General features: G+C 53.3%; 17 protein-coding genes. All 17 read left to right on the top strand.

Going from position 1 to position 12,515, the window contains the following annotated elements; all coding sequences use genetic code 11:
- Positions 1 to 14: 14 nt before the first annotated feature.
- Entirely contained in the window at positions 15 to 875 is an 861-nt protein-coding gene (locus tag JUF11_RS09555; protein ID WP_204119402.1) for a capsid protein, read from the top strand.
- Between the two features lie 26 nt (positions 876 to 901).
- Entirely contained in the window at positions 902 to 1,150 is a 249-nt protein-coding gene (locus tag JUF11_RS09550; RefSeq protein ID WP_204119401.1) for an Ig-like domain-containing protein, read from the top strand.
- Between the two features lie 11 nt (positions 1,151 to 1,161).
- The gene (locus JUF11_RS09545; protein ID WP_204119400.1) at positions 1,162 to 1,575 is read left to right on the top strand and encodes a head-tail connector protein; all 414 of its coding nucleotides are present in this window, start codon (positions 1,162 to 1,164) and stop codon (positions 1,573 to 1,575) included.
- On the top strand, positions 1,572 to 1,925 hold the full coding sequence (locus JUF11_RS09540; protein WP_204119399.1) for a putative minor capsid protein: 354 nt from the start codon (positions 1,572 to 1,574) through the stop codon (positions 1,923 to 1,925). Before JUF11_RS09545 ends, JUF11_RS09540 begins: the two co-directional genes overlap by 4 nt.
- Complete coding sequence (locus tag JUF11_RS09535; RefSeq protein WP_204119398.1) at positions 1,925 to 2,257, top strand: minor capsid protein; 333 nt, start codon at positions 1,925 to 1,927, stop codon at positions 2,255 to 2,257. Before JUF11_RS09540 ends, JUF11_RS09535 begins: the two co-directional genes overlap by 1 nt.
- Positions 2,257 to 2,643 (top strand): phage tail terminator protein, encoded by a 387-nt coding sequence (locus tag JUF11_RS09530; protein WP_164506115.1) that lies wholly within the window; start codon positions 2,257 to 2,259, stop codon positions 2,641 to 2,643. Before JUF11_RS09535 ends, JUF11_RS09530 begins: the two co-directional genes overlap by 1 nt.
- Positions 2,644 to 2,654: 11 nt before the next feature.
- Entirely contained in the window at positions 2,655 to 3,110 is a 456-nt protein-coding gene (locus JUF11_RS09525; protein WP_125754712.1) for a phage tail tube protein, read from the top strand.
- 11 nt (positions 3,111 to 3,121) lie between these two features.
- A complete protein-coding gene (locus tag JUF11_RS09520; protein ID WP_204119397.1) occupies positions 3,122 to 3,373 on the top strand; it encodes an Ig-like domain-containing protein in 252 nt (83 codons plus the stop codon).
- Between the two features lie 121 nt (positions 3,374 to 3,494).
- A complete protein-coding gene (locus JUF11_RS09515) occupies positions 3,495 to 3,953 on the top strand; it encodes a hypothetical protein (RefSeq protein ID WP_204119396.1) in 459 nt (152 codons plus the stop codon).
- 14 nt (positions 3,954 to 3,967) lie between these two features.
- Positions 3,968 to 4,561 carry a Gp15 family bacteriophage protein gene (locus tag JUF11_RS09510; protein ID WP_204119395.1) on the top strand — a complete coding sequence of 198 codons (594 nt, stop codon included), beginning with the start codon at positions 3,968 to 3,970 and terminating at the stop codon, positions 4,559 to 4,561.
- The gene (locus JUF11_RS09505) at positions 4,551 to 6,971 is read left to right on the top strand and encodes a tape measure protein (protein ID WP_236000521.1); all 2,421 of its coding nucleotides are present in this window, start codon (positions 4,551 to 4,553) and stop codon (positions 6,969 to 6,971) included. Before JUF11_RS09510 ends, JUF11_RS09505 begins: the two co-directional genes overlap by 11 nt.
- Positions 6,972 to 8,459: a distal tail protein Dit gene (locus tag JUF11_RS09500; RefSeq protein WP_204119393.1), complete on the top strand. Its 1,488-nt coding sequence runs from the start codon at positions 6,972 to 6,974 to the stop codon at positions 8,457 to 8,459.
- Positions 8,459 to 10,915, top strand: coding sequence for a phage tail spike protein (locus JUF11_RS09495; RefSeq protein ID WP_236000519.1), 2,457 nt, complete (start codon positions 8,459 to 8,461; stop codon positions 10,913 to 10,915). Before JUF11_RS09500 ends, JUF11_RS09495 begins: the two co-directional genes overlap by 1 nt.
- Positions 10,912 to 11,196, top strand: coding sequence for a hypothetical protein (locus tag JUF11_RS09490; RefSeq protein WP_204119392.1), 285 nt, complete (start codon positions 10,912 to 10,914; stop codon positions 11,194 to 11,196). The genes JUF11_RS09495 and JUF11_RS09490 overlap by 4 nt, the downstream gene beginning before the upstream one ends.
- The gene (locus JUF11_RS09485; protein ID WP_204119391.1) at positions 11,193 to 11,327 is read left to right on the top strand and encodes an XkdX family protein; all 135 of its coding nucleotides are present in this window, start codon (positions 11,193 to 11,195) and stop codon (positions 11,325 to 11,327) included. Before JUF11_RS09490 ends, JUF11_RS09485 begins: the two co-directional genes overlap by 4 nt.
- 30 nt (positions 11,328 to 11,357) lie before the next feature.
- A complete protein-coding gene (locus tag JUF11_RS09480) occupies positions 11,358 to 11,657 on the top strand; it encodes a hypothetical protein (RefSeq protein ID WP_236000518.1) in 300 nt (99 codons plus the stop codon).
- Between the two features lie 16 nt (positions 11,658 to 11,673).
- On the top strand, positions 11,674 to 12,515 hold an 842-nt coding region (locus JUF11_RS09475; protein ID WP_204119390.1), incomplete at its 3' end, for a hypothetical protein.

Genomic DNA, 12,515 nt, shown 5'->3' with positions numbered 1-12,515 from the left:
GGAGTGTATCAATTATGCCATTAGTATTAGACAGTAAAGACCTTGCCACCATTGACAAGGAGTTCAAGGCGGACTCTCAAGTGTGGGACGTACTGACGCAGGGCGCCAAGTCCGTGACTGCAGCCGATTTCGTTGGTGCTAATGAAGTGCGCATCAACAAAATGAGCGGCTTCGTGGATGCCACGCAGTACAAGCGCAACGGCGAAAATGCTCGCAACCAGATTAGCATCGAGAAGGAAACGGTTAAGCTGACCCACGAAGACTGGTTCGGCTATGACGTTGACCAGCTTGATGAATCCGAATCTGCTGCGCTCACTATTAACAACATCGTCACTGAACACCGCCGTCTGATCACCGTGCCGCACCGTGATCAAGTCGCAATCCAGGCACTGTACGACAACGCCGGCAACAAGGACGCGACCGTGGTGACCGAAGACAACGTGCTCAAGCTGTATGACGCTGCGGAAGAATACATGACCGACAACGAAGTGCCTGGCGGTTACGTGATGTTCGTCTCCGCGGCATTCTACCGGATGCTCAAGAACGCCACCGGTGTGAACAAGTCCTTCACGACCAACCAGATGCAGATTGCCGGCATCAACCGCAACGTTGCGCAACTCGATGGTGGGGTGCCAATCATCAAGGTAGCAAAAGACCGCATTCAGGGCCTGACTATTGATGACACCATCCAGTTCATCCTGACCCCATTAACCGCCATTGCGCCAATCGTCAAGTTTGGCACGGTGGACACTGTTCCTGCTGCGCAAGATCGTTCCGGCTACCGCGACACCATTAAGGGCCTCGACTACTACGATGCCATCGTCTTTGACAACGCCAAGAAGGCCATCTACGTGAGTGCGGTCCCAAAAGCGTAGCGCCGACTCCGGCCACGGGGCTCAAGATGAGCCAGCAGACGGCCAGCATGAAGGTCGGCGATACTAAGCAGGTAACGGCTGCTGCTGAACCAGCTAACGCAAGTGATGCGGCTGCAATCAACGGCGCTATCACGTATGCTTCCGATAACGAAGCCATCGCGACGGTGGCTGCTGATGGCACCATTACGGCTGTAGCTGCGGGCACGGCGAACATTACCGCTACGAGCGGCAGCTTCACGGCGTCCGTCAAGGTGACCGTGGCTGCTGCTTCCTAGGCGGTGATTAGATGACCAATACACTATACGTTGGAGCGGAAGACTACATTCAGGCGATGCACGTCACGGAGTTACCCGATGACTTTGACGGATTGTCGGCGCTCGCCGGAATGTACTTGGACGAAATCACCAACAACTACTATCAGACACACACCATTGATGATGATCCGTTTGATTTGCGTGTAACGCGGTTCAAGCGAGCTGTCATGCTGCAGATCAAGTACATGGCCGACACTGGTATAAAGTCGAGCACTCAGTACAAGGCGGCTCAGGCTCAAACGGTCAGCCAATCTATTGGTTCTACTACCGTCTCCAAGACGCTTGGTGATGCGGCTGCTAATGTGTCTGGCACGATTGTTTGCGATGATGCGCTACGTTCGCTGTCAGGCACCGGCTTGCTATACAGGGGAGTGATGCACCTATGAGCGTAATCCAAACGGACCGTGCGTGGCTCAATGACACAGTGACGGTCGAGCGGTTCCTCGGTGAAGGCGACTACAACAAGCCGACCTACGACAAGGCAATAACGCTGGCACCTGTGCGCGTTGACCTGACCAAGGACTTCTCTGGCGTGGGCGCAAATCGAACGATCGTGGCGAATGCTACGGTCTTTTTATTTGCTGCATACACTGCCGGATATCCGGACGCCATCGACGACAGTTGGCTGCAAGCACGGCTCACGTTCAATGGTCACCCGTACAAAGTGGTCGACTGGTCGAGTCATAAGGAGCCTGACAGCAGCGCCCCGTTCAGCATCGAATTGAAGGTGATCTGATGGGCTTCTCAGTACAGATCAATGACCGCGGCCTAAAGCGTAAGCTCAGCCGCCAAGGCTTTCAGCGTGGCATGGTCGTGATGGCCAACCAAGCTGCTGCTGACATGAACCAGTTTGTACCGAAGAAGAACAACCACCTCCGCAGTAGCTCGGTCGTGGCTTCTGATGGTTCGCGCATCCATTTCATCGAGCCTTACGCTCACTATCAGTGGGTTGGCGGTGTTGGCTGGCACTACACCACACCAGGCACCGGTCCGAAGTGGGATGAACGGGCTAAGGGCTTGTACATGAGCAAATGGCAGCACGCATTCGTGAAGGGGGCACAGCTCTAATGGATTTCAACGACCGTCTCAAGGAGGCCATCAACAGCCAGAAGATGCCGCTCCCGACAAGTATCGGGTTGCCAGGCACAGCCGAGTCGGCGTCATTCTATGCAATGCCAGGAGGACAGGTAACAAGAGAGTACATGGATGGGGAGAAGGATGTCGCACTCGCCTATGAGTACGTCATTCACTCTCAAGACCAAGAGGCGGCTAATGACCAACTCTGGCAGGTCCAGAACTACCTTGAGACCTTGTCTGACCTAGACAGCCAGGATGGCAGCTACCAATTCGGCGGCATCAGCATCACAAGTAAGCCTGCGTTCTCTCAAGCTGAGGAGCCGGGCTTTTTCTATTGGGTCGTGGACTTTACCGCGAACCTGACAACATTTAAGTGAGGAGGAACATTATGCGTAAAAAGAACGCAAAACGTCTGCACTACATCGCCCCATACACGAGCGATGATGCACAACCAGCTGAGGATGGCTGGCTGCCTTTGGCGCACTTCATCCAGACCATTGAGGATGACACCAAAGAGGACACGGACGATCAGGGCTTCTATGACGGTGACGGTAATACCGAAACCGTGCTGAATGGCCGTTCAGAAGTCTGGAACTTCTCGGGCTTCTACGATCCAGAAGACCCCGCTCAAGAATTGCTGGCCGGGCTTCGTCGCAAGACTAACGACGACGAGCGAAAGATTTGGCACAAGATTGTGGAGACCAATGGTGACACCGTTATTGGTGTTGCGAAGGCCATGGAAATCAAGGCAGGTGGCGGTGACGCTACGGACTACGAAGACTTCGAGGGCCATCTTGACTTCGTTCAAGCTCCGAAAGTGACACCTGCTGTCCCAAAATCGTAGCGGTGTCAGGGGTGGCTTTGGCACCGACCTCGGTAAGCGTTGAAGTCGGTAAGACCGTTCAGCTGACCGCTACAGTTGCACCTGATGATGCGACTGAAACCGGGACGACCTTCGCGTCCAGCGATGATGGTATTGCAAAAGTAGACGATCATGGCCTGGTAACGGGCGTGGCCGCCGGCAGTGCTGACATCACCGTTACCACAAAGGATGGCAGCAAGACTGCAAAGTCCACGGTTGAAGTAACGGCTGCAGCAGAAGGCTAATTGAGCAAATCGTCGCCTAAGAAAGACACAGTACGGGCAACCGGGCGGCGAATCACTAGTAGCTGAATGGCGGAGGGGGTGGCAGTAGCTTGCTCCCTCCGCCTTTTTTAGGAGGAAAAACATGGAAAAACTAGTTCTTGAGTCGTCGGTGATTAAGCTCCCCATTGAGATTGAGCACAAGAATGATGGCAAAACCACGGAGGTCTTGCTCGAAGTCGACTTTTCAGACGAAGCTTTGATTGCCGAAAAGGCCAAGGCTGAACTACGTAAGCAGAAAATCTCCCAGCTCGAAGAGGAGTATGCGGATGTCGCAGGCGATGAGATTACCGACGACAACGTCAAGCGGGCTCTTGAGGCTATGAGTAAGACGTTGCAGGTGGCCTTCGATACCGACTTTGGGGAAGGCACCTATGATCAGCTGGCTAATGCTGGCGGTGGCAACAGCTTCATCAACTTGCTGGTGTTGTATCAGCGTATCGACCAAATCGTGTCCGACAAGCTGGAGAACAAGCTCGCCAACATTCAGCGCAAGTCGGAGAACCGCAAAGCACGCTACCTCAAGAACCGCAAGCGGCGCTAAGGCGGTGATGAGGCATGAATCTATATGATCCATGGCCAAACGAGGTGACTGTCAATCAGCACACTTACCGGCTAGACCTTAGCTTCGACAATGTGCTCTATGCGCTCAAAGCCCGTGGTGATGAAGGCATGACCATGATGGACCGCTGCGAGACTTTCCTGCAGTTGGTCATCAAGCAGGACATTCCGCCGGTGGCCGATTGGGTAGACGTGCACAACGCCATCATCGACCTGATTACCACCGCCAAGCAGAAGCCGACACGGTACGACATCAATGGCGACCCTATTGAGCCGAAGGGTGAAGGCGAACACATCAAGGCCGACTATGACTTTGACTTCGACGCATCTTACATCTATGCGGCATTCCGCCAGACGTATGGCATCGACCTGGTCAAAGAGCAGGGCCGGATGCACTGGCTGAGCTTTGTGGCGCTATTCGATGCGCTGCCGGACGACACGGCGTTCGTGCGGATCAGGCATATCCGGTCAACCAGACTTGGCGACATCAAAGATAAGAAACAGAGAGACGCCGTCAGAAGGCAGCAGCGCGAACTAGCGTTGCCTGATGACGAAAACAAAGAAGAAGGAGGTGACAGCTATGGCAGCTGACGGCACGGTTGTAATTGACATTAAAGCCGATGGCGGCAACGAAGCGGTCGGCACGATGGACAAGCTCAAGAGCGCGATGAAGGGCCTGATTGCGCCTGGCGAAAGCGCAGGGAAGGTCTTCGGCGGGCTCAAAGACAAGCTTTCGCTCGGCGCCGTCATGGGCCTGGCACAGAAAGGCATTGAATCACTAATCGGGGGCCTAGGAAATCTAGGCAGCCAGATTATTGATGCGAGCGATGCCATCGACAAATTCAAATCAACGATGGACTTCGCTGGATTCACGAAGAAGCAGACCTCCGAGGCAACCAAATCAGCCAAGGTATACGCCGACAAGACCGTATACGACCTCAACACGGTGCTCAATACCACCGCCCAGTTGGCGGCCAACGGGGTCAAAAACTACACTGGCTTAACCCAGGCTGCTGGTAACCTGAACGCGGTCGCCGGCGGTAACGCCGACACCTTCAAGTCTGTAGCCATGGTCCTGACGCAAACCGCCGGGGCTGGCAAGCTGACCACCGAAAACTGGAACCAACTCACTGATGCCATTCCCGGCGCTTCTGGCAAGTTGCAGGAGGCCATGAAGAAGAACGGTGCCTACACCGGGAATTTCCGTGACGCGATGGAGAAGGGTCAAATATCTGCGGATGAGTTTAACAAGGCAATCGAGCAGCTCGGCATGACCAAGGCCGCTAAGGATGCCGCTACTAGCACCCAGACCTTTGAAGGTGCTATTGGCAACCTGCAAGCCGCCTTTGTCACTGCTGGCACCGACTTTCTGAACAAGTTCAAGGCGCCCATCACACAAGGCATCACTGACATCGCAAACGCGGTGCCGAAGATTGCCACCGGGCTTTCTGGTGCATTGAGCGGTATCGGAAGTCTCGCCAGCAAGGCCAACCTTGGTCCTAAGATTGTCTCTCAGTTCCAAAACATTCAGTGGGATTCAATTCTGCTGCCATTCCAGTCAACTTGGAAGACCATTCAAGATACGGCATCTCATCTTGATCTAAGCGGCGTCAATACGGCGCTGTCCTCACTTGGCTCGCAATTTTCGTCATATGCTACTAACTGGTCTAAGGTATGGGCGCCAGTCGGTAGTGGTTTGGTAACTGCACTGGGGAATGCCAGCAATGCAATTCAGCCGTTCTTTAACTCGTTTGCTAACCTAGATTTTTCTGCTCTGTTTGCTCCAGTACAAGGAATTGCGACAACTATTAAGACCACTCTATCTGGTCTGGATTTTAGCGGGATTCAGGCTTTAGCTGGTCAAATAATCCCGGCTATAACTGCAGGGTTTCAGTCCTTTATGGCTGTTGCTGGCCCGGCCATTAACAGCGTTGTTACTGCCTTTGGTAATTTGTGGAACGCAGCGCAACCAGTGGTATCTACAATTGCATCCGTTCTTGTTCCGGTATTTCAGGTTCTTGGAGCTTACTTGGGCGGCGTATTCTCGAGCGTGCTGTCTGGTGTGTCAACGGCCTTTAATGTTGTGGCTGCTGTGCTGAGGTTTATTCAACCGCTTCTTGACTTTTTAGCTGCTGGTTTCCGAGCTCTATCGCCTGCAATCACGGTTGTGGCAGGTTGGATTGGGAAGCTCTCCGGCGTCTTCAGCAACTTCGGTGGCACCGCCCAATCACTTAAGGCGGCCATTTCAAACGCATGGAATGGCATCAAATCAGCAATCCAAACCGCTGGTGAGGGTGTTCGTGCAGTCGTGTCCATTGTCTCCAGTGTCTTCAAGTCGCTGGGGTCGGCCGGCTCTGGTCTGAAATCAGCTTTGTCTGCTGCTTGGTCTGGAATTGTTGGCGCGGTACGAACCGCAAAAGCGACTATCTCTGGTGTCATCGGCGCCATTAAGAGTATCTTTACTGGACTTGGTCACATTGACCTAGGCAAGGCCGGCCGGGCTATCATGGATGGCTTCGTTGGCGGTTTGAAAGCCGTCTGGGAAAAAGGCAAGAAGTTCGTTGGCGGCATTGCCGATTGGATTAAGAAGCACAAAGGGCCTATCCAATATGATGCCCGTCTGCTTGTACCAGCTGGGCACGCAATCATGGAAGGCTTGAACAACGGACTGCAGAAGTCCTTCGTGGCAGTCAAGAATACGGTTGGCTCGATGGCGGGCCAGTTGTCGGATGCTGCGATGGTTACTGCCACCGTGGGCCTATCAAGTGCTGTCCAGCCTGAGGTGCTCGCCGGCAGTCGCTATACTGCCATTCCTAGCAGCCAAATCATTAACAATTACAGCACAACAACGAACGTGGGCGAGACGCAGCCTCAAGTCATCGAGGTTCACGTCAGTGCCAACATCGACAAGCGGGAATTGTCTCGCGAGATAGCTGAGCCGGTCAAGATTGAGATTGACCGCATGCAACGTACAAGCAATCGCAGAAAGGGTGTGATATAGGTGGCCTTCCAATGGTGGTTTAATGGTCAGGATATGAGCAAGTACCTCGAGACGAACAGTGTTGAACGCAATATTGGTCAGAACCGTAAGGCAAACCTCAAGAAGCTCGGAGTTTCATCGGGTAAGAGATTCAAATACACCTCTGCGGATGAAGGCAAGGTGACTGTGTCTTTCCTGATTAGGAGAGATATGGTGGCCAAGCGCCGAGAGATTGCGGGGCTGTTGTCCTCGAATGAGCCACAACAGCTGATTTTCGGTGATGAACCTGACAAGTATTATCTAGCAATCGCAGACGACCAAATCAGCCTCTCGGAGAAGTTTCGACATGGTAATGGTGAGGTAACGTTCATCGTCCCCGATGGTGTGGCGCATTCAAACGACATAACGACCGTCACCGGTCAGTCCGGCACCGACATCGCGCTCACCAACGCCGGCACGGCACCGTCTGCGCCTGTGCTGACCGCAACCATGACGGCTGACAACGGGCTGGTGGCGTGGACGAACGACCAAGGCGCCGTGCTCCAATTTGGCGACCCTGGCGAGGTTGACGGCGTGACTACCAAGGCACCAGAACAGGCATTAGTAGAAGGCTTCGACAGCGACCCCGGCGGCACGAACAACGATGCGCCAACCAATTACCCAAACTACGGCAACGTGGAAGGTCAGCCGAACGTCCAATCAGGCACAATGAATTACGGTGCGGGCCTGTATGGCTCTACGGCGATGATGCCGAGCTTTGGAGCCAAATCTGATTATTGGAATGGACCAAGCAAGAAGCTACCAATTCCAAAGAACTCGGATGATGACAACGCAGGAAACATCGTGACTTATACGCGACTCTATTTCGACACCAAAGTGCGTCAGATGGGACGGATGGAGATTGCACTGAACAATGGCGACAAGACAGTCTTCGAGTCGGTTCTGCGCGATAGCGCAGACTCGCAAGACCAGATTGTCTGGGAGTGCTTCTACAACGGGCAGTGGCTGGTCAGCACCACGCTTGACCGCAGGAAGTTCAAGAATGGTCAGATGTATGAGCTGCGGATGTGGCGCTTTGGCTCTAAGATTAACTTCCAGCTTGCTCCAGTCGCGAAAGTGGTAGATAACAAGGCCGAGGTTGCTGCGCCAATCTTGAAGAGCTTTGACTTAGCAAAAGCTGAGCCAATTGACAGCGTTAGCTTCTGGTTCTGCCGATGGCAAGACAATGAGGCTTCCAGCATGAGCGTAACCGACTTCCAGGCGAAGTGGACCGATGTTGACCAATGGAACGACCTTGCCAACCGTTTCTCGGCGGGCGATGAGGTCGTGGCTGATATAGCCACGAAGACCATCTACGTCAATGGTGTGCAGGACAATACTCTGCACGCAATCGGCAACATGTGGGATTCGTTCTGGATCCAGCCTGGCAGAAACACAATCATGCCTGTGGCATCGAGCTGGGCGACCCCGTTCGATGCCACGATCGAGTATAGGGAGGCATGGCTCTGATGGATTTCTATTTCACAGACAGAAAATTCAATACGCTGGGCGTGGCTTCTACGGGGGCTGCGCCTATTCAAATTGACGCCGACACTGACGACCAGATGCGGCCGCAGGCAGTCGGGCGGACCTATGCGGCCACGCTGGTCACTGACCCGAAGGACGCTGGGAAGCTGGCGACTATGGCCGCGCTGGGAAACTTCCTGCTGTACAAGGACCCGCGCGGGCAGTACGTCTTCGCGACAATTATGGAGTGGACGGAGTATGACCCGCAAGCTGGCGAGCTGAGTTTCTCGGCGGAGAATGGTGGGGTTGACCTCATCAACGAAACCGTAGGCGCGTATACGGCCGACAAGGCGTACTCGATTGCGGACTACATCAAGCGGTTCACGGCAGACAGCGGTTTTGAGATTGGCATCAACGAGCTGGCGGGCCAGACCCGGACGCTGAAGTGGGAAGGTAACGAAGACACGGCGCTCAAGCGCATTGAGTCAGTTGCCACCCAGTTTGACAACGCCGAGTTGGACTTCCGGTTTGAGGTCGATGGCATGCAGGTGGTTCACCGGTACATCGACATATACAAGCACATGGGCTTGGACAACGGTCAGCGGCTGGAAGTGAACACACAGCTCAACAAAATCACGACCACTGGCAACATCTACGACCTGTGCACGTCAATCAATGGTACTGGTGCGGCGGCTGAGGGAAGCGATACGCCAATCAGCTTGGTGGGCTACCACTGGACTGACCCGGACGGTCGATATGTGCTGGGCGGTGATGGTGTTCTGCGAGACACTGTGGCGGTGCAGCTCTGGAGCCGCACGCTATCCAATGACAACCCCAACCCGAACGCTCACCACATTCAGAGGGTGAAGTCATACGAGGCGACCACGCAAGCTACGCTCCTGCAGTCTGTGCTGGCCGATTTGAAGCAGTACAACCACGCGGCGATAAACTACACCGTAGACATTTCAGACCTGCCAGACGGCGTTTCTGTGGGCGACACTGTGCACCTGGTGGACGAAGCTCAAGGGCTGAACCTGTCGGCGCGGCTATTGGAGCTGAAAGATAGCTATGCAAACGACACGCACGAAGCCACGCTGGGCGACTACCTGATTGAGGCGAGCCAGATTGACCCGGCCCTGAAGGAGCTGGCCGACCAGATGAAGACGCTGGCGGCATCGCGTCAGTGGTACCCCTGGATGCGCTACGCAGACGATGACGAAGGCTCCGGCATCTCGGCTAATCCTGACGGCAAGAGCTACATGGCGATCGTCTGGAGTGAGAACGCCGTACCCAGTGATGATCCGGCCGACTACGCTGGAAAGTGGCAGAAGGTCAAGGGTGACGATGGTGTCGGCAAACCCGGGCCGAAAGGTGATGACGGGAAAACAAGCTACTTCCATACAGCCTATGCGGACGATGTGAGTGGCAACGGATTGTCGCAGTCACCCGAAGGCAAGGCGTACATCGGCACGTACAGCGACTTCTCCGAGACCGACAGCACCGTGGCATCAGACTATACATGGGCTTTGATTAAGGGAGCAGACGGCGCTAAAGGAGATAAAGGCGATAAGGGCGACACGGGGGAAGCTGGCAGTAAGGACGTGCCGATGACATATGTCCAGACTGCACAGCCAACCGGAACACCGGTCAAAGGCTCAATCTGGTGGGTTGGCGATACGCTCGCAACCGTAACGGCTATGAAGCGCTGGGACGGCACACAGTGGGTGGCCGACAGCATCGCTCAATCGGTGCTGAACATCAAAGAGTTGAATGCAGTAACAATCAACTCTGGTTCGCTAAACTCGCCACTGATCAAGGTGCCATTCGAGCACATGGTGATTGATAGCGAGAATACGCTTGGCTCTGGCACAATGACGCTGGATGGGCCAAAGCTGACGTTGGATGGCACGATTGACGGCGGAACGCAAAAGTTTGAGGTTCAGATGTCTGCTTCTGGTTTTTCAAGCATCATCACTGGAGCAGACGGTGACTTGGCACACCCAAACCAGATGGCAACGTTGATTAAAGGTGAGTTGGATTTACAACTAGCATACGCAGGTAGTGGAGCAAATAAGAGCTATGTCAGTTCCGTGTTTGATGCGGGAGCGGCAGCTCACTACTTCAAGCGAGAAACCGTTCCGGCGACCGCGAACTTCACAAATGCGTTCATCGAATACGCGCGCCGTGGCAATCAAGTTACTGCAACATTCCACTTTGACCTTCTATCAGAAACGGGTTGGGTTGGGCTAGAAATGCCGCCGGCCGGTTATAAGCCCGAAAGTTGGTACGTATCCACTGACCTTATATCAACTTCATATCTGGGCTGGCGTTGTGGCATTTACTTCAACTCACAAGGCTGGCGACTGTTGCCAACGGCAGGTCAAGGCAAGGGCACCTATCAAGGAGCGGTATCATACACGACGCTTGATGACTACCCATACGGAGATGTTAAGTATTGAAAATCAAAATTCAGTTAGACACAAACAACCGTTTAATTGCGTGGGGCAATGCCAACGATAATCGCGAAGTTGGCGAAAAGATAGGCGACCTATTGGTGATTGAACAGCAGGACATGAGTCAATTAGTCGAGAACCACGCGGCGCTGATTGATGGCCAAATCGTGCTCGATGAAGGCTACACCGAACCGGCAGGCCCGGTCGGCATTGTTCAGCCCAGCGCTGAACAGCAGATGATGGCGGCCGTGATGCTGCGGGTTGCAAAACTGGAGGCGAGCTCATGACGGACTACGATATGTGTGCGCAGTTATACGCGTGGGGCATCGACATCAAGCCGTACGTGGCGCTGATGATAACGCCTGACGAGTACAAACAGATTACCGGTCAGGACTACGCCGCTGGGGCAAAAGCCTAGCGGTATTTTTGTGAAAGGAAGTATGAAGATGTGGATTTTAAGAGTTGGTTAGACATTTTTGTAGAGTTGGGCGGTGGGGCTTTGTTTGGTTGGTTTTTAAGCCAGTGGCAGACGCATCGAAAGCACGGAAAGGCGATAGATGCGGGGCTAGTCGGATTGCTTCATCATGAGGTTTACATGCTGTGCAACCACCATATCGAAACTGGTTATATCAGCACGGATGACTTAGACGATTTGAACTACCTTTTCCGCAGCTACAAAGCATTAGGCGGAAATGGAACGGGTGAAGCACTGTACAACAAGGTTTTACAACTTCAAATCAAAAACTGAGAGGAGATGATTCTTTATGAGAAAGCTATATCTTGGCAACGGCGATAAGCAGTTTAAATTTGCCGACACCACAACTGAAATACATTTGAATGCGTTCGATGATGGCAGCGCAGCAACCCTAACAGCAGATGCAAAGGTAAGAATCAAAAATGATTCCGGATATTTGATGGGTATAAGTGCCAGTATCACGAATAATCACGCCGTTATTACTAGCGGACAGTTGGCTCAATTGCCAGTCGGAAGCTATCTGCTTGAGCTGTGGGACACCGTAGACGGCGGCACTGCAATCTATCCTAGTGATGGATTTTTGGCACTTCAAATCAATGAGAACGTCACCGGACTTTCTGGGGGACTCGTCAGCAGCATCACGGTTGATGACTTCATTCAGCAGTTCAGCGACCTTAGTCAGCAACTAAAAAAAGAAGTTGCAGATGCTGTTGCCAATGGTTTGAAAGGTGATAAGGGTGACGATGGTCTATCCGCTTACCAAATCGCGGTAATTAACGGCTATCAAGGCTCACAAACGGAATGGCTTGTCTCTCTTGTTGGAGCTAAAGGTGATAAAGGCGATAAAGGCGATGCAGGGAAAGACTTCAAAATCGTGAAAACGTTCCCGTCCATCGCTGAAATGAATGGTGATGGCTTCTCTGATGGCGATTTCACAATGATTGCTAGTGATGTCAATGATCCAGATGATGGCAAGCTTTACGTTTGGAACGGCACCAGTTTCACTTATATTGCCGACTTAAGCGGTTCACAAGGTATCAAAGGTGACACTGGTAAGACCGGTGAAAAAGGGGACCCAGGAAAACAAGGCGAACAAGGACTATCTGCATATCAAGTTGCCGTCAATGCTGG

Origin of the sequence: Lacticaseibacillus suilingensis, assembly GCF_016861845.1 — a bacterium.
Lineage (GTDB): Bacteria > Bacillota > Bacilli > Lactobacillales > Lactobacillaceae > Lacticaseibacillus > Lacticaseibacillus suilingensis.
Note: the sequence above shows the minus strand (reverse complement) of the source record. Positions and strands in the feature narration are given on the sequence as shown.

What these genes read in the sequence shown, in the direction of transcription:
- JUF11_RS09515 (WP_204119396.1), top strand. Translation starts at nt 3,495, where the DNA reads ATGGAAAAACTAGTTCTTGAGTCGTCGGTGATTAAGCTCCCCATTGAG.
- JUF11_RS09535 (WP_204119398.1), top strand. Translation starts at nt 1,925, where the DNA reads ATGGGCTTCTCAGTACAGATCAATGACCGCGGCCTAAAGCGTAAGCTC.
- JUF11_RS09555 (WP_204119402.1), top strand. Translation starts at nt 15, where the DNA reads ATGCCATTAGTATTAGACAGTAAAGACCTTGCCACCATTGACAAGGAG.
- JUF11_RS09485 (WP_204119391.1), top strand. Translation starts at nt 11,193, where the DNA reads ATGACGGACTACGATATGTGTGCGCAGTTATACGCGTGGGGCATCGAC.
- JUF11_RS09495 (WP_236000519.1), top strand. Translation starts at nt 8,459, where the DNA reads ATGGATTTCTATTTCACAGACAGAAAATTCAATACGCTGGGCGTGGCT.
- JUF11_RS09545 (WP_204119400.1), top strand. Translation starts at nt 1,162, where the DNA reads ATGACCAATACACTATACGTTGGAGCGGAAGACTACATTCAGGCGATG.
- JUF11_RS09525 (WP_125754712.1), top strand. Translation starts at nt 2,655, where the DNA reads ATGCGTAAAAAGAACGCAAAACGTCTGCACTACATCGCCCCATACACG.
- JUF11_RS09505 (WP_236000521.1), top strand. Translation starts at nt 4,551, where the DNA reads ATGGCAGCTGACGGCACGGTTGTAATTGACATTAAAGCCGATGGCGGC.
- JUF11_RS09540 (WP_204119399.1), top strand. Translation starts at nt 1,572, where the DNA reads ATGAGCGTAATCCAAACGGACCGTGCGTGGCTCAATGACACAGTGACG.
- JUF11_RS09550 (WP_204119401.1), top strand. Translation starts at nt 902, where the DNA reads ATGAGCCAGCAGACGGCCAGCATGAAGGTCGGCGATACTAAGCAGGTA.
- JUF11_RS09510 (WP_204119395.1), top strand. Translation starts at nt 3,968, where the DNA reads ATGAATCTATATGATCCATGGCCAAACGAGGTGACTGTCAATCAGCAC.
- JUF11_RS09530 (WP_164506115.1), top strand. Translation starts at nt 2,257, where the DNA reads ATGGATTTCAACGACCGTCTCAAGGAGGCCATCAACAGCCAGAAGATG.